Origin of the sequence: Azospirillum sp. 11R-A (assembly GCF_049472615.1) — a bacterium.
Taxonomy (GTDB): domain Bacteria; phylum Pseudomonadota; class Alphaproteobacteria; order Azospirillales; family Azospirillaceae; genus Azospirillum; species Azospirillum palustre.
Genome location: NZ_JBCEBL010000001.1, coordinates 159,248 through 179,449, shown reverse-complemented (window position 1 = coordinate 179,449; position 20,202 = coordinate 159,248). Strand labels below are relative to the sequence as shown.

At 67.2% G+C, this 20,202-nt stretch carries 20 protein-coding genes; 15 read left to right on the top strand and 5 right to left on the bottom strand.

The annotated features are described in order from the left end of the window. The first annotated feature begins 18 nt into the window (after window positions 1-18). The 9 genes from ureC (at window position 19) to VH569_RS00830 (ending at window position 7,824) form a co-directional block, all read left to right on the top strand. Complete coding sequence (gene ureC, locus VH569_RS00870; RefSeq protein ID WP_109050869.1) at window positions 19-1,728, top strand: urease subunit alpha; 1,710 nt, start codon at window positions 19-21, stop codon at window positions 1,726-1,728. 145 nt (window positions 1,729-1,873) lie between these two features. Beyond that, on the top strand, window positions 1,874-2,716 hold the full coding sequence (gene murI, locus VH569_RS00865) for a glutamate racemase (protein ID WP_423313259.1): 843 nt from the start codon (window positions 1,874-1,876) through the stop codon (window positions 2,714-2,716). After that, window positions 2,716-3,198, top strand: a complete 483-nt coding sequence (locus VH569_RS00860) for an urease accessory protein UreE (protein WP_423313258.1) — start codon at window positions 2,716-2,718, stop codon at window positions 3,196-3,198. Before murI ends, VH569_RS00860 begins: the two co-directional genes overlap by 1 nt. Next, window positions 3,155-3,898 (top strand): urease accessory protein UreF, encoded by a 744-nt coding sequence (locus VH569_RS00855; RefSeq protein ID WP_423313257.1) that lies wholly within the window; start codon window positions 3,155-3,157, stop codon window positions 3,896-3,898. Before VH569_RS00860 ends, VH569_RS00855 begins: the two co-directional genes overlap by 44 nt. Beyond that, window positions 3,895-4,539 carry an urease accessory protein UreG gene (gene ureG, locus VH569_RS00850; RefSeq protein ID WP_098739331.1) on the top strand — a complete coding sequence of 215 codons (645 nt, stop codon included), beginning with the start codon at window positions 3,895-3,897 and terminating at the stop codon, window positions 4,537-4,539. The genes VH569_RS00855 and ureG overlap by 4 nt, the downstream gene beginning before the upstream one ends. A 111-nt stretch (window positions 4,540-4,650) precedes the next feature. Beyond that, entirely contained in the window at window positions 4,651-5,553 is a 903-nt protein-coding gene (locus VH569_RS00845) for a PRC-barrel domain-containing protein (RefSeq protein WP_423313255.1), read from the top strand. Between the two features lie 75 nt (window positions 5,554-5,628). Continuing rightward, window positions 5,629-6,081: a YgaP family membrane protein gene (locus VH569_RS00840; protein WP_423313253.1), complete on the top strand. Its 453-nt coding sequence runs from the start codon at window positions 5,629-5,631 to the stop codon at window positions 6,079-6,081. Between the two features lie 320 nt (window positions 6,082-6,401). Continuing rightward, window positions 6,402-7,187 (top strand): enoyl-ACP reductase FabI, encoded by a 786-nt coding sequence (fabI, locus tag VH569_RS00835; protein WP_109050864.1) that lies wholly within the window; start codon window positions 6,402-6,404, stop codon window positions 7,185-7,187. A gap of 226 nt (window positions 7,188-7,413) precedes the next feature. Then, window positions 7,414-7,824 (top strand): bacteriohemerythrin, encoded by a 411-nt coding sequence (locus VH569_RS00830; RefSeq protein ID WP_395459325.1) that lies wholly within the window; start codon window positions 7,414-7,416, stop codon window positions 7,822-7,824. An 18-nt stretch (window positions 7,825-7,842) separates the two neighbouring features. Here the strand turns inward: VH569_RS00830 and serB are convergent, their stop codons facing one another. Beyond that, window positions 7,843-8,748 carry a phosphoserine phosphatase SerB gene (gene serB / locus VH569_RS00825; protein ID WP_423313250.1) on the bottom strand — a complete coding sequence of 302 codons (906 nt, stop codon included), beginning with the start codon at window positions 8,746-8,748 and terminating at the stop codon, window positions 7,843-7,845. Window positions 8,749-8,881: 133 nt separating this feature from the next. On the opposite strand from serB, the gene miaA reads away from it, so the two are divergent. The 5 genes from miaA to ilvC all read left to right on the top strand — a co-directional run bounded on the left by miaA (window position 8,882) and on the right by ilvC (window position 14,967). Then, window positions 8,882-9,898 carry a tRNA (adenosine(37)-N6)-dimethylallyltransferase MiaA gene (gene miaA / locus VH569_RS00820; protein WP_423313248.1) on the top strand — a complete coding sequence of 339 codons (1,017 nt, stop codon included), beginning with the start codon at window positions 8,882-8,884 and terminating at the stop codon, window positions 9,896-9,898. 17 nt (window positions 9,899-9,915) lie between these two features. Continuing rightward, window positions 9,916-11,127: a PLP-dependent aminotransferase family protein gene (locus VH569_RS00815; protein WP_098739338.1), complete on the top strand. Its 1,212-nt coding sequence runs from the start codon at window positions 9,916-9,918 to the stop codon at window positions 11,125-11,127. A 329-nt stretch (window positions 11,128-11,456) separates the two neighbouring features. Continuing rightward, the gene (locus tag VH569_RS00810) at window positions 11,457-13,220 is read left to right on the top strand and encodes an acetolactate synthase 3 large subunit (protein WP_423313246.1); all 1,764 of its coding nucleotides are present in this window, start codon (window positions 11,457-11,459) and stop codon (window positions 13,218-13,220) included. A 36-nt stretch (window positions 13,221-13,256) separates the two neighbouring features. After that, window positions 13,257-13,763: an acetolactate synthase small subunit gene (ilvN, locus tag VH569_RS00805; RefSeq protein WP_109050858.1), complete on the top strand. Its 507-nt coding sequence runs from the start codon at window positions 13,257-13,259 to the stop codon at window positions 13,761-13,763. 184 nt (window positions 13,764-13,947) lie between these two features. Then, the gene (gene ilvC / locus VH569_RS00800; protein WP_423313244.1) at window positions 13,948-14,967 is read left to right on the top strand and encodes a ketol-acid reductoisomerase; all 1,020 of its coding nucleotides are present in this window, start codon (window positions 13,948-13,950) and stop codon (window positions 14,965-14,967) included. 55 nt (window positions 14,968-15,022) lie between these two features. Here ilvC and VH569_RS00795 read toward each other — a convergent pair whose 3' ends face one another. Next, a complete protein-coding gene (locus VH569_RS00795; protein ID WP_423313242.1) occupies window positions 15,023-15,754 on the bottom strand; it encodes an ArsR/SmtB family transcription factor in 732 nt (243 codons plus the stop codon). A 125-nt stretch (window positions 15,755-15,879) separates the two neighbouring features. On the opposite strand from VH569_RS00795, the gene VH569_RS00790 reads away from it, so the two are divergent. After that, window positions 15,880-16,800 carry a DMT family transporter gene (locus tag VH569_RS00790; RefSeq protein WP_423313240.1) on the top strand — a complete coding sequence of 307 codons (921 nt, stop codon included), beginning with the start codon at window positions 15,880-15,882 and terminating at the stop codon, window positions 16,798-16,800. A gap of 13 nt (window positions 16,801-16,813) precedes the next feature. Here VH569_RS00790 and mrdA read toward each other — a convergent pair whose 3' ends face one another. The 3 genes from mrdA to mreC form a co-directional block, all read right to left on the bottom strand. Continuing rightward, complete coding sequence (gene mrdA, locus VH569_RS00785; protein ID WP_109096141.1) at window positions 16,814-18,700, bottom strand: penicillin-binding protein 2; 1,887 nt, start codon at window positions 18,698-18,700, stop codon at window positions 16,814-16,816. A 16-nt stretch (window positions 18,701-18,716) separates the two neighbouring features. Next, complete coding sequence (gene mreD, locus VH569_RS00780) at window positions 18,717-19,229, bottom strand: rod shape-determining protein MreD (protein WP_174470161.1); 513 nt, start codon at window positions 19,227-19,229, stop codon at window positions 18,717-18,719. A 71-nt stretch (window positions 19,230-19,300) separates the two neighbouring features. Further along, window positions 19,301-20,170, bottom strand: a complete 870-nt coding sequence (mreC, locus tag VH569_RS00775) for a rod shape-determining protein MreC (protein ID WP_098739345.1) — start codon at window positions 20,168-20,170, stop codon at window positions 19,301-19,303. Window positions 20,171-20,202 lie beyond the last annotated feature (32 nt).

Here is a 20,202-nt window from a genome sequence, read left to right as displayed (position 1 = left end):
CAGGAAGGGCGAACGACAATGGCGCACCGCATCGACCGGGCCGAATATGCGGCCCTCTACGGCCCGACCACCGGCGACCGCATCCGGCTGGCCGACACCGACCTGATCGTCGAGGTCGAACGCGACCACACCGTCTATGGCGAAGAGGTGAAGTTCGGCGGCGGCAAGGTGATCCGCGACGGCATGGGACAAAGCCAGCGCTCTCGCCACCAGGGAGCCGTCGACACCGTCATCACCAACGCCCTGATCATCGACCATTGGGGCATCGTCAAGGCCGACATCGGCATCACCGGCGGGCGCATCGCCGCCATCGGCAAAGCCGGCAACCCCGACATCCAGCCCGGCGTCGACATCATCATCGGTCCGGGCACCGAGGTGATCGCCGGCGAAGGCAAGATCGTCACCGCGGGCGGCATCGACGCCCACATCCATTTCATCTGCCCGCAGCAGGTGGACGAGGCGCTGAACAGCGGCGTCACCACCATGCTGGGCGGCGGCACCGGCCCGGCCGCCGGCACCTCGGCCACCACCTGCACGCCGGGGCCGTGGCACATGGAGCGGATGCTCCAGGCCGCCGAAGGGCTGCCGATCAACCTCGGTTTCTTCGGCAAGGGCAACACCAGCCGCCCCGACGCGCTGCTGGAGCAGATTGCCGCCGGTGCCTGCGGCCTGAAGCTGCACGAGGATTGGGGTACCACGCCCGACTCCATCGACACCTGCCTGACGGTGGCCGACCAGTTGGACGTCCAGGTGGCGATTCACACCGACACGCTGAACGAATCGGGCTTCGTCGAGGACACCATCGCGGCGTTCAAGGGCCGCACCATCCACACCTTCCACACCGAAGGGGCGGGCGGCGGCCATGCGCCGGACATCATCCGGGTGGCCAGCCTCGCCAACGTGCTGCCCAGTTCGACCAACCCGACGCGGCCCTTCACCATCAACACGGTGGACGAGCATCTCGACATGCTGATGGTGTGCCATCACCTCAGCCCGCGCATCCCGGAGGACGTCGCCTTCGCCGAAAGCCGCATCCGGCGCGAGACCATCGCGGCGGAAGACATCCTGCACGATCTGGGCGTCTTCTCCATGATCTCGTCGGACAGCCAGGCGATGGGCCGGCTGGGCGAGGTGGTGATCCGCACCTGGCAGACCGCGCACAAGATGAAGCTCCAGCGCGGCCGGCTGCCGCAGGAGACCGGCGACAACGACAATTTCCGGGTCAAGCGCTACATCGCCAAATACACCATCAACCCGGCGCTGTCGCACGGCATCGGCCATGTCGTCGGCTCGGTCGAGGTCGGCAAGCTGGCCGATCTGGTGGTGTGGTCGCCGGCCTTCTTCGGGGTGAAGCCGGACATGGTCATCAAGTGCGGCACCATCGCCGCCGCGCTGATGGGCGATCCCAACGCCTCGATCCCGACGCCGCAGCCGGTGCATTACCGCCCGATGTTCGGCGCCTTCGGCCGGGCGATGCAGGCCAGCAGCGTGACCTTCGTCAGCGCCAAGGCGCTGGAGCTGGAGGTCGGCCGCCAGCTCGGCCTGCACCGCGAGCTGATCGCCGTCAAGGGCACCCGCACCGTCGGCAAGAAGGACATGATCCACAACGACGCCACCCCGCACATCGAGGTGGACCCGGAGACCTACGAGGTGCGGGCGGACGGACAGCTGCTGACCTGCGAACCGGCGGAAATCCTGCCGATGGCGCAGCGCTATTTCCTGTTCTGAAGCACGTTTTTATCCCCTCTCCCCCCCGGGGAGAGGGTTAGGGTGAGGGGGATGCGTGGCAGAGGTTTCTTCGGCTGCGCCGAACCCCCTCATCCCAGCCTTCTCCCCAGGGGGGAGAAGGAGTTATTCGCAGGGCTTAAATACGTTGATCGGTGTTTTCGATTCAGGACATGGCGGATTGACGGTGCTGCGCGCCCTGGTGGATGCGGCGCCCGGCCGGCCCTTCGTCTATCTCGGCGACCACGCCGCTGCTCCCTACGGTCCGCGCAGCGAGGACGACATCTATCGGCTGACCATCGCCGGGATGGACCGTCTGTTCGACCAGGGCTGCCGGCTGATCGTCATCGCCTGCAACACCGCCGCGGCCGTCGCGCTGCGCCGGCTCCAGCAGGAATGGCTGCCGTCGGCCCATCCCGGCCGCAACGTGCTGGGCGTGCTGGTGCCGATGGTGGAGGCGATCACCCGCGTGCCGTGGATGATCGACACCGTTCCGCCCGACCATCTCGCGGAGCCGCGCAGCGTCGGCATCTTCGCCACCGCGGCGACGGTCAACTCCGGCTCCTTCCCGCGGGAGATCGGCAAGCGCGCCCCGTCCGTCCGCGTCGTACAGCAGGCCTGCCCCGACCTCGTGCCGCTGATCGAACGCGGCGCGCCGGACGACGAAATCGAGCCGGCGGTGAACGGATATGTCCGCGTCCTGCTGGACAAGATGGGCAGCCAGCCGCTGGACACGGTGGTGCTGGGCTGCACCCATTACCCGCTGGTCCGCCACCTGTTCGCCCGCGCGCTGCCGCCGGGGGTGGAGGTGCTGTGCCAGCCGACGCTGACCGCCCGCTCGCTGGAGCAATATCTCGACCGCCATCCCGAATACCGGCCCGATCCGGTTGAACGGGGCCTGAAATTCTTCACCACCGGGAACGCGGCGCTGGTCAGCGAACTGGCCGGCCGCTTCTTCGGCCACCCGACCCCCTTCGAACGGCTTACCTGATGACCGATCCCGCCCGCCGCGCCACCCGAGTCCACGCCCGCGGCCATTGGCCGGCCGAGCAGGCGACCGGCACCGTGACGCTCGCCTTCGACGACCGCTTCCGCCGCCGCATGGCGATGACCGACGATGCCGGGGGCACTTTCCTGCTCGACCTGCCGCGGGCGGTGGCGCTGGACGACGGCGACGGGCTGGAGTTGGGCGATGGCAGCTTCCTGCGCGTGGTCGCCGCGCCCGAGGAGCTGATGGAGGTCCGCGTGCCCGGCCCGGTCGAGGCCTTCGCCCGCGTCGCCTGGCATCTCGGCAACCGTCACCTGCCGGTGCAGATCGTCGGCGACACCATCCGGCTGCGCCGCGACCATGTGATCGAGGACATGCTGCGCGGGCTGGGGGCCGAGGTGCGCGACGTGTCGGCGCCCTTCATGCCGGAAGGCGGCGCCTATGGCGGTCATTCGCATGGCGGCGGACATGGTCATTCGCACTGAGTTGGATGGTGTCTCCACCCACGCCCTGACGCGCCTGCTGGCGTGGCTGTCGCCCAGCTTTCCGGTCGGCGGCTTCTCCTATAGCCATGGCATCGAAGCGGCGGTGGAGCAGGGGCTGGTGCGCGACCGGGCGACGATGATCGTCTGGCTCGACGGCATCCTGCGCCATGGCGCCGGGCGGACCGACGGCATGCTGTTCGCCGCCGCCCACCGGGCCGTGCTGTCCGGCGACGAGGCCGGTTTCGCCTGGGCGGTGGAACGGGCCGACATCCTGCGTGCGTCGGCTGAGATGGGGCTGGAATCGCGGGCGCAGGGGCAGGCTTTCCTGCTGGCGATCCGCGCCGCATGGCCGCTCGACGGGCTGGCGCGTTGGGATGCGGTGATCGCCGGCACCGGACGGCCGGTCGCCTATGCGGTTGCGGTGGCGCTGGCAGCATCCCTGATCGGCGTGGCGGAAGGGCCGGCGCTGACCGCCTATCTCCATGCCTTCTCCGCCAATCTGGTGTCGGCCGGCGTGCGGCTGGTGCCGCTGGGCCAGACCGACGGGCAGCGGGCGCTGGCCGCGCTCGACCCCATCACGCACCGGGCGGCCGAGGCGGCGCTGGCGGGCCCGCTCGACGATCTCGGCGGCCGGGCGATGGCCGTCGATTGGACCTCGATGATCCACGAAACCCAATATACGAGGCTGTTCCGCTCATGAGCGCTCTCCCCGCTATCGAAAAGAGCCACGCCGGTCCGCTTCGCGTCGGCATCGGCGGTCCCGTCGGCTCCGGCAAGACCGCGCTGACCGACGCGCTGTGCAAGCGCATGCGCGAGGATTGGGAGGTCGCGGCGATCACCAACGACATCTACACCAAGGAGGATGCGGAGTTCCTCACCCGCTCCGGCGCGCTGAAGCCGGAACGGATCATGGGGGTGGAGACCGGCGGCTGTCCGCACACCGCGATCCGCGAGGACGCCTCGATCAATCTCGCTGCCGTCGACCAGATGAACGCGAAGTTCCCCAACCTCGATCTGATCTTCATCGAATCGGGCGGCGACAACCTCGCGGCGACCTTCTCGCCGGAGTTGGCGGACATCACCATCTACGTCATCGACGTGTCGGCCGGCGACAAGATCCCGCGCAAGGGCGGGCCGGGCATCACCCGGTCCGACCTGCTGGTCATCAACAAGACCGATCTCGCCCCGATGGTCGGCGCCAGCCTGGAGGTGATGGACCGCGATGCCCGCAAGATGCGCGGCGATCGTCCCTTCGTCTTCGCCAACGTCAAGGCGGGCGAGGGGGTCGATGCCATCCAGTCCTTCATCGTCCAGCGTGGTGGGTTGCCCCTTCCGGGCTGACCTTCCACAACTGGGGGAAGATCGGCGCCCGGGACTCTCTGGCTGATGGAACCTCCGGCTTGACCATGCTGTTCATGCAGCATGAGACGAATCAAGCCGGAGGATGCCCTGATGACGCGCCCCACCCCTGCAACGGCCCTGCTGCTGGCCGCGCTGGGAACCCTGTCCTTCGCCGCGCCCGCGCTGGCGGCCGACGATTGCGCGGCCGGGCTTGACCGGCTGGGACAGCAGGCGGCGGCTCTCGAGGCTGCCGGCCCCGGCTCCGCCGCGCCTGTGATCCCGCAGGAAACCGCACAGCTGCGCGCGCTCCAGCAGGCCGCGCAGGCCGCCGCACAGAAGGGCAACGCCCCCGCCTGCCAGGCCATCCTGGGCGAGGCGACGGCGCTCCAGGAGTCCATCGCCCATCCGCGCGCCATCGCGGCCGACGATCTTGAGAACGCCAAGCTGCGCAGCCCGGACGGCAAGGATCTCGGCAGCATTTCCGAACTGATCATCGATCCCGGCACCGGGCGCGTCGCCTATGCCGTGGTCGAACTGGGCGGCTTCCTCGGCATCGGCGAGGCCGACTTCGCGGTTCCGTGGGCGCTGTTCACCCCGTCGGGCGAGGGCTATGTCCTGAATGTGCCGAAGGACAAGCTGACCAACGCGCCGCGGTTCGACGACAAGAACCGCCCGAACATGAACGACCGCCAGTGGGCGATGGCGGTTCACACCTATTATGGCGTCGCCCCCTACTGGATGCGCGATTCGGCGACGCTGGCTGCCATCGCCGGCGCGGCCGGCGGAAACGGCGAGGTCTCGGCGGCACCGCTGCGCCAGGAGGTGCAGCGCCTGTCGCAGGAGGTGGCGCGGCTGAACAGCGAATTGCAGCAGGCGCGCGGCGCCGCCGGTTCCAGCGGGGCGACGCCCGGCGCAGGAATGGGGCAGGGCGGTGCGCCCAAGGCGACGCCGGACGCCGCCGCGCAGACGCCGTCCGGGAACGGCAGCCCCCAGCCGCCGGTTTCCCAACAGTAACGCGATAACGATCCGATGGCGGACGGTCCCTGATTGGGACCCGCCTGACCGGGACCCGCATTCAGGAGGACCGACATGGAACTCTCTTCGATCACCGACACGGCCCAGCGCAACCTGCGCGGCATAGCGGACCACGTGGCCGACCGCTTGCCCGGCTCCACCGGCAGCTACGGCATCAATGTCGGCCATAACGAACGGCTGGCGTCGCTGGCCGGCGGCGTGGTGCTGGCGGTGCTGGGCCTGCGCCGGCCCAACTGGACCGGCGCCGCCATGGCGCTGGCCGGCGGCGCGCTGGTTGCGCGCGGCCTGACCGGCTATTGCCCCGGCAAGGCGATGCTGGCCGACTGGTCGCACAATGACCGGGCGGCCTTTCCGGCTCAGGATGTCGAACATGGCATCGACCCCTATTCCCGCCATCCCGGCGACATCTATCAGGAGAGCTGCGAGGAGGAGATCGTCGACGAGGCTTCCCAGGAATCCTTCCCGGCGAGCGATCCGCCCTCCTTCAGCCCGGGTGTTGCGCGGTAAGCGGGCAATCAGCCAAGCGACCTGATGCCATAACAGAAATGTCATCAAGAAACGGCCTGCCAGTCCTGCGCTGGCGGGCCGTTTTTGATATGGATCAATGAAAGACAGAATTTGGACGACTTCGGCTTTTACTGATCGTGCCTGCGGCAATGCTGCGCAATGATTGAAGCGCATGTGCGGTTCGCGCCCATTGCACGTTGCGGACCCGCGGCAGTTCGTTTATGGTGCACTGCACAAGGAACGCCGCGTCTGTGCACCCGGCGAAAGGCCGCCACGGTTGCGGCCGCTCCTCCCGTCACATCGACCGCAGGACAGTCCGCATGACCACGATCATTCCCGCCGCCGCCACGCTCGAAGGCAAGAAGGGGCTCGTTCTTGGCATCGCCAACGACCAGTCGATCGCCTGGGGCTGCGCCCGCGCCTTCCGCGCGATGGGTGCCGACCTCGCGGTCAGCTATCTGAACGACAAGGCCAAGAAGTTCGTCGAGCCGCTGGCCCAGCAGCTCGAGGCCGAGATCTTCGAACCGGTGGACGTCACCGGCGAGGGCGAGCTGAAGGCCATCTTCGACAAGATCGGCGAGAAGTGGGGCAAGCTCGACTTCGCGCTGCACAGCATCGCCTTCGCCCCGAAGGAGGATCTGCACGGCCGCGTCGTCGATTGCTCGCGCGAGGGCTTCCAGCAGGCGATGGACGTCTCCTGCCACTCCTTCATCCGCATGGCGAAGTATGCCGAGCCGCTGATGAAGGACGGTGGGTCGCTGTTCACCATGTCCTATTTCGGCGCCAACCGCGTCATCGACAATTACGGCGTCATGGGGCCGGTCAAGGCCGCCCTGGAAGCCAGCGTGCGCTATCTGGCGGCCGAGCTGGGCCCGAAGGGCATCCGCGTCCACGCCATCTCCCCCGGCCCGATCAAGACCCGCGCCGCCTCCGGCATCGCCCATTTCGACGAGCTGATGAACAAGGCCGCCGAGCGCGCGCCGGAGGGCCGTCTGGTCACCATCGAAGAGGTTGGCTACACCACTGCCTTCCTCGCCACCGATGGCGCCAAGGGCATCACCGGTGACACCACCTATGTCGACTGCGGCTACTCGATCGTCGGCTGACGACGACTGAACCTGATCCCCGCCCGATAGCGGCGGGGTACAGGATGCGGAATGGGGCGGGTGCGGCGACGCATCCGCCCTGTTTCATTCCGGGCTGCCTCCTCCGCCTGTCTCCTGGCGGGTGCGTCATATTGCCGTGTGACGCCGCCGGCTGTTTTGGCGCAATGGTAACACCAGCCATAATCCGGGCTAACGGGGTGCCGGCAAGGGGGGAGGCGGCAGGGTCATGGGCGCCATAACATGGCGACGGCAGTTGAGCGTCGGCCAACCGTCCATCGACGACGATCACAAGCATCTGATCGAGTATCTGAACGAACTCGACGCAGCGCTGGCCGCTCAGCGGTTCCAGCCGGTCCGCGTCGCCAAGATCCTGGTCAAGCTGCTGGAATACACCAAGGAGCATTTCGCTCGCGAAGAGCGGATCATGCAGATCGTGCGCTACCCGCAGTTCGAGGAGCACGTCGCCATGCACCGCGCCGCGGTGAAGATGGTCAGCGAACTGTCCAACCGCTTTTCGATCGAACCCACCCACGAGAATGCGGAGCAGCTCTACAAATTCACCGCCGACTGGCTGGTCCGCCACATCATCCTGATGGACACGCAACTGACGCCCTATGTGCGCGGCGTGTGGGCGTAAGGGGGAGGGGCAGCCCCCTTACCCCACGAACTCCGCCGCCCGGTAGCCCTGGGCGTAGAGCAGGGCGGTGAGGTCGCCATGATCGACGCGGGCGCGGGCTTCGGCGGCGACCACCGCCTTGGCATGGAAGGCGACGCCCAGCCCGGCGGCCAGCAGCATCGGCAGGTCGTTGGCGCCGTCGCCGACGGCCATGGTTTCCGCCACCGGCACGCGATGCTCACCGGCATAGGCCATCAGCGCCTGGAGCTTGCTGTCCTTGTCCAGGATCGGCTCGATCACCTTGCCGGTCATCACGCCGCCCTCCACCTCCAGTTCATTGCCGCGGTCGTCGTCGAAGCCGATCCAGCTGCGCACCCGGCCGGTGAAGCAGCGGAAGCCGCCCGACACCAGAACGCAGACGGCGCCGTTGGCGCGCATGGTGCCGACCAGCTGGGCGGCACCCGGCATCAATGTGGCGCGCTGCCACACCTCGTCGATCACCGTCTCGTTCAGGCCCTTCAGCAGGGCGACCCGCTCGCGCACCGCGTCCTTGAAGTCGATCTCGCCGTTCATGGCGCGGGCGGTGATGTCGGCGATGTGGCCCTTCAGCCCGACATAGTCGCCAAGCTCGTCCAGCATCTCCTGCTCGATGATCGTCGATTCCATGTCGGCGACCAGCAGCCGCTTGCGCCGCGTCGCCGCCGGCTGGGCGATGATGTCCAGCGCCGCACCGGTCCCATTCGCCGTCAGGGCATGGCGGATCGCCGCCTCCGCCTGTTCGGGCGCCAGATTGCCGAAGGGCAGGTCGCAGGCGGTGCCCGGCGCCAGCCAGTCCGGTGCGCCGGCATCGGCGCCCAGCCCGACCAGAGCCGCCTTGGCGGTCTGGACGGCGGCCTCGTCGAGCGTGGCGGTGCGGGGGGCGATCAGCGTGGCGACGGCGTTCATCGGCGGGTATCCCGAGGAAAAGAGGGCCTTTGCGCGCTGCCTACCACAGCCACGGGGCCGGGTCCAACGAAGCTTCGGCGTCGGCATGCGGTTGGGTGTTGCAAAGCGGGCGCCGGAACGCCATGCAAGGGCGATGAGCGACCTCACCACCCCTCTGACCACCCCTTTGACCGACGTCATCGTCATCGGCGGCCCCACCGCGTCGGGCAAGTCGGGGCTGGCACTTGCCATTGCCGAGGCGTTCGGCGGCACCGTCATCAATGCCGACAGCATGCAGCTCTACGCCGACCTGGATGTGCTGACCGCCCGACCGCCGGCCGAGGATCTGGCGCGGGCGCCCCACCGGCTCTATGGCGTGCTGCCGGCGGCGGAACGCGGATCGGCTGCGCGCTGGCGCGAGATGGCGCTGGCGGAGATCGCCGCCGCCAGGACCGAGGGCCGGCTGCCGGTGGTGGTCGGCGGCACCGGCCTCTATCTGCGCGCGCTGATGCAGGGGCTGAGCGAGGTGCCGGCCATTCCCGACGAAGTGCGTGCCGCCGCCCATGCCCGGCTGGCCGCCATCGGCGGCGAGGCCTTCCGCGCCGCACTGGTCGCCCGCGATCCGGCGTCGGCCAAGCTGAACCCCGGCGACACCACCCGCCTGACCCGCGCCTGGGAGGTGCTGGAGGCCACCGGCCATCCGCTGTCCCATTGGCAGAGTCGGACCGCCCAGGGCTCGCCGGCCGATCTGCGCTTCACCATCCTTGTGCTCGATCCGCCGCGGGCCGATCTCTATGCCCAGTGCGACAGGCGCTTCGAGCTGATGATGGAGCAGGGGGCGCTGGAGGAGGTGCGGCGATTGGACGCTCTCGCTCACGAACAGCCCCTCACCCCCGACCTGCCGGTGCTGAAAGCCTTGGGAGTGCCCGAACTGCGCGGCGTTCTGCACGGCGAAATCCCGCTCGACGAGGCCATTGCGCTGGCCCAGCAATCGACCCGCCGCTATGCCAAACGGCAGGTCACGTGGTTCCGACATCAGATTGTTGGCAAATCGCCCGATATGCTGGTAAGTCATACAGGACAGCATAGCTGCCATACCATCGATCTGCCTTGTTCGCTCGCGGTACGAAATGCAATGCTCGACCGCCTGGGAACGATACTAAATTACTGATCCGAAGGAGAAGCACCGTGTCGGTTGATTGGGGTCATGTGTTCGCGGGCCGCGTGGGCGGCATGACGGCGTCCGAAATCCGGGAACTGCTGAAGCTGATCGATCGTCCGGAGATCATCTCCTTCGCCGGTGGCATCCCCGATCCGGACCTGTTCCCCAGCTCGGCCATCGCACGCGCCTACGAGAAGATCTTCCAGTCCAATTCCGGTGCCGGCGCCGCCCTGCAATATTCCATCACCGAAGGCTACACGCCGCTGCGGGAGTGGATCTGTGACTATATGGGCGGCAAGGGCGTCAACATCGGGCTGGACGGCGTTCTCATCACCAACGGCTCGCAGCAGGTGCTGGAGTTCGTCGGCAAGCTGCTGATCGGTCCCGGCGACAAGATCGTGGTGACCCGCCCGACCTACCTCGGCGCGCTGCAGGCCTTCTCGCCCTACGAGCCGACCTATCTCTCGATCCCGATGGACGAGGAAGGGCCGGAGATGACGGCGCTGACCGAGGCGCTGGCGCAGAAGCCGAAGTTCTTCTACCTCGTCCCCGATTTCCAGAATCCCAACGGCACCACGGTGACGCTGGCCCGCCGCCACGCCATCCTGGACGCCTGCGAGGCGGCCGGCGTGCCGGTGATCGAGGACACCGCCTATTGCGAATTGCGCTATGACGGCGAGCATCTGCCGCTGCTGGCGGCGCTGGATTGCGAGCGCAACGGTGGCAAGCTGACCAACGTCATCTTCGGCGGCACCTTCTCCAAGACGATGGTGCCGGCGATGCGCGTCGGCTGGGTCAACGCGGCGCCCGAGGTGGTGAACCGGCTGGTCCTGATGAAGCAGGCCGCCGACCTGCATGCCAGCACGATCAACCAGATCGTCATGCACGACGTCGTCTCGCAGATCTTCGACAGCCACCTCAAGCTGCTGCGCACCCAGTACAAGGAGCGCCGCGACGCCATGTTGGCGGCTCTCGAGGAATACGCCCCGCCGGGCGTCACCTGGACCAAGCCGGAGGGCGGCCTGTTTGTCTGGATCGAGGCGCCGGAGGGTGTCGACGGCACCGAGCTGCTGGCCCGCGCCATCAAGGAGGCCAACGTCGCCTTCGTCCCCGGTTCGGCCTTCCACGCTGACCGGTCGGGCAAGAACACGCTGCGGCTGGCCTTCTCCGTCACCAAGCCGGCCCAGATCCGCGAGGGCATCCGCCGCCTGTGCGGGCTGTTGAAGACCGCCGCCTGACGGCTTCGGTTTTTCGTCGTCGCCTCTTCGGAACGGCGGCCGCGCTTCGGTGCGGCCGCCGTTTCCGCATCCGGTGGGAACCACGCGGCACAGAGCCGATGTTGCAAAGCCAATGCGCAACATTTGGAAAAACTGCGGCAAAAAAACTTTGCGAACATTCGCAAAATGGGTTGACCTGCGACCGGGCTTTTGACTAATTTGCCGCTCCCGGCCCCCGCCATCGGGGCTAAACCGTTGTTCCGACGGCATAGCCCAGCAGCCTCGGCCGGTGACAAGTCCAAGGAACCGGGTGCCTTAGAGGAGGCGCCCACATGAGAAGGTCGTGAGCGATGTCCGAACAGAAGCTGACCGGCGCCCAGATCGTCATCAAGGCCCTGAAGGATCAGGGCGTTGACATCATCTTCGGCTATCCCGGCGGCGCCGTACTTCCCATCTACGACGCGCTGTTCCAGCAGAACGACCTGAAGCATGTCCTTGTACGCCACGAGCAGGCCGCGGTTCATGCGGCCGAAGGTTACGCGCGCTCGACCGGCAAGGTCGGCTGCGTGCTGGTGACCTCCGGCCCCGGCGCCACCAACGCGGTGACCGGCCTGCTGGACGCTCTGTGCGACAGCATCCCGCTGGTCTGCCTGTCGGGTCAGGTGCCGACCCACCTGATCGGCAACGACGCCTTCCAGGAAGCCGACACCACCGGCATCACCCGTCCCTGCACCAAGCACAATTACCTGGTGAAGGACGTCGACAATCTGGCCCGCACCCTGCACGAGGCCTTCTATGTCGCGCGCAGCGGCCGTCCCGGCCCGGTGCTGGTCGACATCCCGAAGGACGTGCAGTTCGCCGACGGCACCTACGTCCCGCCGACGGAGGTCAAGCACAAGACCTACCGGCCGCAGGTGAAGCCGGAGATCGCCCGTATCGAAGAGGCGATTGAACTGATCGCCAACGCCAAGCGGCCGGTCTTCTACACCGGCGGCGGCGTGATCAACGCCGGCCCCTTCGCAGCCAAGCTGCTGACCCAGTTCGTCAAGACCACCGGTTTCCCGATCACCTCCACCCTGATGGGGCTGGGCGCCTTCCCGGCGTCCGAAAACCAGTGGTTGGGTATGCTCGGCATGCACGGCACGTACGAGGCGAATCTCGCCATGTACGAATGCGACGTCATGATCAACATCGGCGCTCGTTTCGACGACCGCGTGACCGGCAAGCTGTCGGAATTCTCGCCGGGTTCCAAGAAGATCCACGTCGACATCGATCCTAGCTCGATCAACAAGAACGTCGCGGTCGACATTCCGATCGTCGGTGACTGCGGCGCCGTGCTGGAAGACATGCTGCGCATCTGGAAGGCGCGCGCCAAGTCGCCGGACAAGGCCGCGCTGAAGGAGTGGTGGGGCAAGATCGAGGGCTGGCGTGCCCGCAACTGCCTGAACTACAACCGCACCGAATCGGTCATCAAGCCGCAATATGCGCTGGAGCGCCTGCGCGAGGCCCTGCGCGGCAAGGACCACTACATCACGACGGAAGTCGGCCAGCACCAGATGTGGGCCGCCCAGTTCCTCCCCTTCGACCAGCCGAACCGCTGGATGACCTCGGGCGGGCTCGGCACCATGGGCTATGGCCTGCCGGCCGCCATCGGCGCCCAGCTGGCCCACCCCGACGCCATCGTCGTCGACGTGTCGGGCGAGGCCAGCTTCCTGATGAACATGCAGGAGATCGGCACCGCCGTTCAGTACCGCGCGCCGGTCAAGATCTTCATCCTGAACAACCAGTATATGGGCATGGTGCGCCAGTGGCAGGAACTGCTGCACGGCTCGCGCTATTCCCAGAGCTACTCCGAAGCCCTGCCGGACTTCGTGAAGCTGGCGGAATCCTGGGGTTGCGTCGGCCTGCGCGCCACCACGGTGGCCGAGGTCGATCAGGTGATCGAGAAGATGCTGGCGGTCACCGACCGCCCTTGCATCATCGACATCGCCGTCGATCCGAAGGAAAACTGCTTCCCGATGATCCCGGGCGGCAAGGCCCACAACGAGATCCTGTTCGGTCCGGACGACAGCCCGTCCGACGCCACGCCGGAAGACGGCATGGTGCTGGTCTGATCGGCTGACGACGAACGAACAGGAGGGACGGGTCTCATGGAAAACGCGATCGAAAAGCACACCATCGCCGTGCTGGTGGACAACGAGCCGGGCGTTCTCGCCCGCGTCATCGGGCTGTTCTCCGGCCGCGGCTACAACATCGAAAGCCTGACGGTGGCCGAGGTGAACAACGCCGACCACCTGTCGCGCATCACGCTCGTCACCTCCGGCACCCGGATGATCATCGAGCAGATCAAGGCGCAGTTGAGCCGGCTGGTTCCGGTCCACCGCGTCCATGACCTGACCGACGAGGGGCCGGCGGTGGAGCGCGAGCTGGCGCTGGTCAAGGTGGCCGGCACCGGCGACAAGCGGATCGAGGCGCTGCGCCTCGCCGACATCTTCAAGGCCAAGGTGGTGGACGCCACGCTCACCAGCTTCGTCTTCGAGCTGACCGGCACCACCGAGCAGGTCGACGACTTCGTCGGTCTGATGACCCAGCTCGGACTCGTGGAGGCCAGCCGCACCGGCGTGGTCGCCATGTCGAAGGGGCCGGCGGCCTTTTAAGGCACCACTCCCCGCAGAACAGCATTCTGCGAAAGATTGGGGCGGCAAAAACGCAAGGAAGCTTTGCATTTTGCCGTTCCATCGAGCGATTGTTTCTCTTGACGCGCGGCTTTGCTCAATGGAGTAATCCGCCGCAGGAAACGCACTCTGTCTTCGTTCGTTGCGAATTCAAGGAATCATCTCCATGCGCGTCTATTACGATCGTGATGCCGACGTCAACCTGATCAAGGGCAAGAAGGTCGTCATCGTCGGCTACGGCAGCCAGGGCCACGCCCACGCCCACAACCTGCGTGACAGCGGCGTGAAGGACGTGCGGATCGCGCTCCGCCCGGGTTCGGCCACCATCAAGAAGGCCGAGACCGCCGGCTTCACCGTGATGACCCCGGCCGAAGCCGCCGCCTGGGCCGACGTCGTGATGGTTCTGACCCCGGACGAGCTGCAGGCCGACCTGTACAAGGACGATCTGGCCCCGAACATGAAGCAGGGCGCCGCCCTGGCCTTCGCGCACGGCCTGAACATCCACTTCAACCTGATCGAGGCCCGCACCGACCTCGACGTGTTCATGATCGCGCCGAAGGGCCCCGGCCACACCGTGCGCAGCGAATACCAGCGTGGCGGCGGCGTGCCGTCGCTGGTCGCCGTGCACCAGAACGCCTCGGGCAACGCGCTGGACATCGCCCTGTCCTACGCCTCGGCCAATGGCGGCGGCCGCGCCGGCATCATCGAGACGACCTTCAAGGAAGAGTGCGAGACCGACCTGTTCGGTGAACAGGCCGTGCTCTGCGGCGGCCTGACCGAGCTGATCCGCGCCGGCTACGAGACGCTGGTCGAGGCGGGCTACGCCCCCGAGATGGCCTACTTCGAGTGCCTGCACGAAGTGAAGCTGATCGTCGACCTGATGTACGAGGGCGGCATGGCCAACATGCGCTACTCGATCTCCAACACGGCCGAATACGGTGACTACCGCACCGGCCCGCGCATCATCACGCCGGAGACCAAGGCCGAGATGAAGCGCGTCCTGACCGACATCCAGGAAGGCCGCTTCGTCCGCGACTGGATGCTGGAATGCAAGGCCGGCCAGCCGTCCTTCAAGGCGATCCGTCGCCGCAACGCCGAGCACGAGATCGAGAAGGTCGGCGAGAAGCTGCGCGCCATGATGCCGTGGATCGCCGAGCGCCGTCTGGTCGACAAGTCGAAGAACTGATCCGGCGAAAGCCTGTCGGTTTGCTGAAAAGCGCGTCCTTTCGGGGGCGCGCTTTTTATTTGGCGGCCAGATGCTCCGGCGTGATGCCGAAAATCGTGGCGAACTCCTTGCCGCCGGCTTCGGTGATCGTCACGGCACGGCTGTCGGAACTGCGGGCGATCCAGCCGCGCTCCAGCGAACAGGTCAGCAGGGCCGCGCCCAGCCGTCCGGCCAGATGGTGCCGCCGCTCGCTCCAGTCCAGGCAGACCCGGCACAGCGGCCTGCGGTGCCCACCGGCGTCGGGAATTGCGAGACCCAGGCCGCCCAGGAAATCGCGGCCGTCGTCCGTCACCAGGGCGCCGCCATCATCGAGGATCACGAACCCGCGCTCGTTCAGCCTGTCGGCCAGTTTTGTGCCGAGCCGCCCGGCGAGATGGTCGTAGCAGGTGCGGGCGGTCCGCAGCGCCTCGTCCTTCGGTCCGGGCGGACGGTGGCGCTGCGGGCCGGCGGCTGCCACGGCCATCAGGCTTTCCATCGCCTGGGCGATGTCGGGGGAGGCCAGCCGGTAATAGCGGTGCCGGCCCTGGTGCTCCATCGCCAGCAATCCCGCCTCGCTCATTTTGGCAAGGTGACCGCTGGTGGTCGCCGCGCCGACGCCGGCATGCCAGGACAATTCGCCGGCGGTCAGCGCCTGCCCGCCCATCAGGGCGGAGAGGATGTTCGCCCGCGCCGGATCGCCGATCAGCGCGGCGATGGTGGCGATGCCGTTGGCGGAGGCGATGGGGAAGGGCGGGTTGGTCATACCCATCAGTTTAGGCCCCTTCGTCGGCTTCGTCAGCCGCCGACGTTTCGTCCGCGGCCGAAGCGTTCGCGGCGGTCTTTCAAGGGCTCGGCTGTCATGGTGGGCCGCCTTTCAAGACCGACGGAGCCATCATGACCAGCCTTCCAGCCCCCGATGCACGCGCTTCGCGGCCCGATCTGCGTGTCGAGCTTGCCTTGCTGCTGGCCCTCGCGACCTTGTGGGGCGCGTCCTACAGCTTCATCCGGATCGGCGTCGAGACGATCCCGCCGCTGACTTTCATCGCCGGGCGGACCCTGATCGCCGGAGGCATCCTGCTGGCGGTCATCCGCTGGCGCGGCCTGTCCCTGCCGCGGGAAGGCGCCGTGTGGAAGCGGTTCCTCCTCCAGGCCTGTTTGAACAGCGTTCTCCCCTTTACCCTGATCGCCTGGGCCGAACAGACGGTCGATGCCGGGTCCGCAGCGATCCTCAATGCGACGACGCCGATCTTCGCCTTCCTCATCACCCTTCTGCTGACCCGGCACGAGGCCGTGGGCTGGCGGAAAGCGGTCGGCGTGTTCGCCGGTCTCGGTGGAACGGTGCTGATCATCGGGATCGGGGCTGTCGACGGCATCGGCCGCGATCTGCTGGCGCAAGGAGCCATCGTTCTCGCCACCGTCTGCTATGCCGGAGCGGCCATTTTCGGCCGCGTTTTCAAGGGACTGGATCCGATCATGCCGGCGGCTGGGTCGCTGCTGTGCGGAGCAGCGCTGTTGCTGCCGGTCAGCGTGGCGGTCGACCGCCCCTGGACCCTGTCGCCGTCGCCGGACTCGCTGCTGGCGCTTGCCGGCCTGTCGGTCTTCTCGACCGCGCTGGCCTTCGTACTTTATTTCCGGCTCGTCCACACCATCGGATCGGTTCCGACGACCGCACAAGCCTATCTGCGGGTACCGATTGGGGTTGGCATCGGCGTGCTGATGCTGGGCGAGACGCTGGAGCCGACCATGCTTGCCGGCTGCGCCGCGGTCGTGCTGGGAGTGGCGGCGATGACCATCCCGGCCCGCTCCCGGTCCTGACCCGATCCGCTCCTCAGCCCCGCGGCTCCCCGAAGCCGGTCGGCGGGGTTTCGGCGACGGCGGCGCGGCCGGGGTCGCGCTTCTGGGTTTCCAGCAGGATGTCGCGGGCAATCGGGGCTGCCGCGGTGGAGCCGCCGCCGCCATGTTCGACGAACACCGCGCAGGCATAGCGCGGCGCCTGGATCGGCGCGAAGGCGACGAACAGCGCGTGGTCGCGCTCGCGCCAGGGCAGATCCTCGTTCTTCTTCACGCCGGTGTTGCGCTCGGCCATGGTGATGCGGCGGACCTGGGCGGAGCCGGTCTTGCCGGCCATCTCATAGCCGACCTCGGTGATGCGCGACTTGAAGGCGGTGCCGTTGGGAGCGTTGGTCACCTCGGTCATGCCGCGCAGCACGATGTCGAGGTTCTCCTTTTTCACACCGATGCTGGGCCAGGCCGTCTGCTCGCCGCTGACCGTCTTGATCTGCTTGGTCAGGTGCGGCTTGACCGCATAGCCGCCGTTGGCCAGCCGGCAGGTCATCACCGCCAGCTGCAGCGGCGTCGTCAGCACATAGCCCTGGCCGATGGAGGCGACCAGCGTCTCGCCCATGTCCCAGTTCTTGCCCAGCGTCGCCTTCTTCCAGGCAATGGACGGAATTAGGCCGGCGCGCTCGTGCGGCAGGTCGATGCCGGTGCGGCTGCCCAGGCCGAACCGGTTGGACATCTCGGCGATGCGGTCGATGCCGATGCGGCGCGAGACGTCGTAGAAGAACACGTCGCAGGAATGGCGCAGCGCGCCGACGAAATCGATGGTGCCGTGCCCACCGCGCTTCCAGCAGTGGAAACGGTGGTCACCCAGTTCCAGATGGCCGGGGCAGAACACCGTGTGCCGGTTGCTGACCACCCCCGATTCGAGCGCCGCCAGCGCCGCCATCATCTTGAAGGTCGAACCCGGCGGATATTGCCCGACCACCGCCTTGTTGTTGAGCGGCGTCGCCTGGTTGGACAGCAGTTCCTCCCACAGTTCGGCGCTGATGCCCATGGTGAACTGGTTGGGGTCATAGCTGGGGTGCGAGCACAGCGCATAGATGCCGCCGGTGTGGACGTCCATCACCACGGCCGAGGCGCTGACCTCCTGCGACAGCCGCTCCTGCACGAAGCGTTGCAGAGCCATGTCGATGGTCAGCTGCACCTCGCGACCGGATTGGCCCTCGTCGCGCGACAGCTCGCGGATGACGCGGCCGACCGCATTGACCTCCAACTGGCTGGTGCCGGCGGTGCCGCGCAGCACCTTCTCGTGGAACTTCTCGATGCCGGCCTTGCCGATGCGGAAGCCGGGCAGGGAGAGCACCGGATCGCTGTTGCCGCTCAGCTCCGACTCCGAGACGGCGCCGACATAGCCCAGGATATGGGCGGTCCAGTCCGCCTGCGGGTAATAGCGCAGCTCGCCCACCTCGATGGACACGCCGGGCAGGTCGGGGGTATTGGTCTCCAGCGTCGCCACCTGTTCCCAGGTCAGGTTCTCGCGCACGGTGACGGGAACGAAGCGGCGCTTGCGGTGCAATTCGCGCAGCACGCGGCGGCGGTCGCCATCGGTCAGCGGCACGATGCGGGAGATCTTGTCGAGCGTCTCCTGGATGTTGTGGGTGCGCTCCGACACGACGACGACGCGGTAGTTCTGCTGGTTGACCGCCAGCGGCACGCCGAAGCGGTCGACGATGTTGCCGCGGGACGGGGCGATCAGCCGCAGGCTGATGCGGTTTTCCTCGGCCAGCATGGTGTAGCGCGCCGACTCGACCACTTGCAGGTAATAGAGCCGACCGACCAGCGCGGACAGGCCGGCCAGCTTGATACCGCCCAGCACCAGGGCGCGGCGCGCCAGCAGGCGGGAACGGTCGGTGTCGCGATCGATCGAACTCATGAGACCCGTCGACCCTTTACCCGTTCAGGAACGCGCGATGGACGCGGATCAGCAGCCAACCCACCGCAGGAAACACCGCCACCGTCAGCAGGCCCTGGAACAGGGCCGGCAGGATCGACAGCGTGACGGCGTCGAGCACCGAAAAAGCCAGCCATTGCAGCAGGACGGCACCCGCCATCACCAGCGTGAAGCCGACCCACAGCAAGGCGAAGGTGCTGGCCAGGAACACCCGGCGCTGGTTCAGGACCGCCCATTGGGCGACGACCAGCAGCAGGGCATTGACGCCCAACGGTCCGCCGATCAGGAAATCCTGAAGCAGTCCGATGAGAAAGGCCACCCCCGGGCGCATCAGGTCAGGCCTGTGGATCGTCCAGTAATAGACCGAGACCAGCGTCAGGTTCGGTGCGACCGGGGCATAGCCGGGGACCGGCAGCGGGATCATGCCGACCAGCACCATCATCACCGTGACGGCGAAGGGCGCCAGATTGCGCCCGGTCTTGTCCACCTTCTGCCAGAAGGTTGCCGTCATGACGGCAATCCCCGGGTCGGCGGACCGTCCGTCCGGCTCACGTCCAAAACCAGCTCACTTCCACATCCACTTCACTTCGAATCTGGCGACGGGTCCAGATCGGTGCTCGGCAGGCCGAAATCCACCAGACGCAGATGCTCCACGCGCGACAGGTCGGCGCTGGGCAGGACACGGATGCCGCGTTCGCTGACCGCGGTCACCACACCCACCGGCAGGCCGGGCGGGAAGAGGCCGCCGTCGCCGGAGGTCACCACCCGTTCGCCCACCTGGATCGGCGAGTCAGGCGGCAGATAGAGAAGCTTGGCCTGATCGGAGTTGTCGCCGGCCAGGATCGAGCGCTGGCGCGTGTTCGACAGGATCACCGGAATGCGGGCGTTGATGTCGGTCAGCAGAAGGACGCGGGACGACCATTCGCCGACCTCGATCACCCGGCCGACCAGACCGGCACCGGCGAGCGCCGCCTGACCCTTGCGCACCCCGTCGCGCTTGCCGGCGGTGACCACCAGCGTGCGGACGAAGGAGCTGCCGGGGGTGGCGATGACGCGGGCGGCGATGTAGTTGACCGACGGTTCCGGACGGACCCGCAGCAGGCTGCGCAGGCTGTTGTTTTCCGCCTCTAGCCGCAGCGCGGCCTGCCTCCATTGCAGAAGCCGGGCGTTCTCGGCCTTCAGCCGCTGGTTCTCGTCGAAGGCGTTCTCAAGCTCCACCGCGGATTCGACCACGCGCGCCGCCGTGGCGGCGGGGCGGGAGATGGCATCCAGGATGGGGGCGAAGGCATCGGTCACGCGTGCACGTGCGCTGTCCACCGAGACGGACTCGATCTTGCCGACCATCATCAGCGCGATGGAGGCCAGCACCAGCAGAAGGAAGGAGAATCGCTGCGCGAGGGCCCGCAAGGGGGCGGCAAGGCGGATGACGGAGCCGGATGAGCGTGGCTTCACAGGAAATTCCCGTCCAGATACGCGGTCCGTCT

Bases quoted from the DNA above. Each gene is read 5' to 3' on its own strand.
- ureC (WP_109050869.1), top strand. From the start codon at position 19: ATGGCGCACCGCATCGACCGGGCCGAATATGCGGCCCTCTACGGCCCG.
- VH569_RS00860 (WP_423313258.1), top strand. From the start codon at position 2,716: ATGACCGATCCCGCCCGCCGCGCCACCCGAGTCCACGCCCGCGGCCAT.
- VH569_RS00855 (WP_423313257.1), top strand. From the start codon at position 3,155: ATGGCGGTCATTCGCATGGCGGCGGACATGGTCATTCGCACTGAGTTG.
- ureG (WP_098739331.1), top strand. From the start codon at position 3,895: ATGAGCGCTCTCCCCGCTATCGAAAAGAGCCACGCCGGTCCGCTTCGC.
- VH569_RS00845 (WP_423313255.1), top strand. From the start codon at position 4,651: ATGACGCGCCCCACCCCTGCAACGGCCCTGCTGCTGGCCGCGCTGGGA.
- VH569_RS00840 (WP_423313253.1), top strand. From the start codon at position 5,629: ATGGAACTCTCTTCGATCACCGACACGGCCCAGCGCAACCTGCGCGGC.
- fabI (WP_109050864.1), top strand. From the start codon at position 6,402: ATGACCACGATCATTCCCGCCGCCGCCACGCTCGAAGGCAAGAAGGGG.
- VH569_RS00830 (WP_395459325.1), top strand. From the start codon at position 7,414: ATGGGCGCCATAACATGGCGACGGCAGTTGAGCGTCGGCCAACCGTCC.
- serB (WP_423313250.1), bottom strand. From the start codon at position 8,748: ATGAACGCCGTCGCCACGCTGATCGCCCCCCGCACCGCCACGCTCGAC.
- miaA (WP_423313248.1), top strand. From the start codon at position 8,882: ATGAGCGACCTCACCACCCCTCTGACCACCCCTTTGACCGACGTCATC.
- VH569_RS00810 (WP_423313246.1), top strand. From the start codon at position 11,457: ATGTCCGAACAGAAGCTGACCGGCGCCCAGATCGTCATCAAGGCCCTG.
- ilvN (WP_109050858.1), top strand. From the start codon at position 13,257: ATGGAAAACGCGATCGAAAAGCACACCATCGCCGTGCTGGTGGACAAC.
- ilvC (WP_423313244.1), top strand. From the start codon at position 13,948: ATGCGCGTCTATTACGATCGTGATGCCGACGTCAACCTGATCAAGGGC.
- VH569_RS00795 (WP_423313242.1), bottom strand. From the start codon at position 15,754: ATGGGTATGACCAACCCGCCCTTCCCCATCGCCTCCGCCAACGGCATC.
- VH569_RS00790 (WP_423313240.1), top strand. From the start codon at position 15,880: ATGACCAGCCTTCCAGCCCCCGATGCACGCGCTTCGCGGCCCGATCTG.
- mrdA (WP_109096141.1), bottom strand. From the start codon at position 18,700: ATGAGTTCGATCGATCGCGACACCGACCGTTCCCGCCTGCTGGCGCGC.
- mreD (WP_174470161.1), bottom strand. From the start codon at position 19,229: ATGACGGCAACCTTCTGGCAGAAGGTGGACAAGACCGGGCGCAATCTG.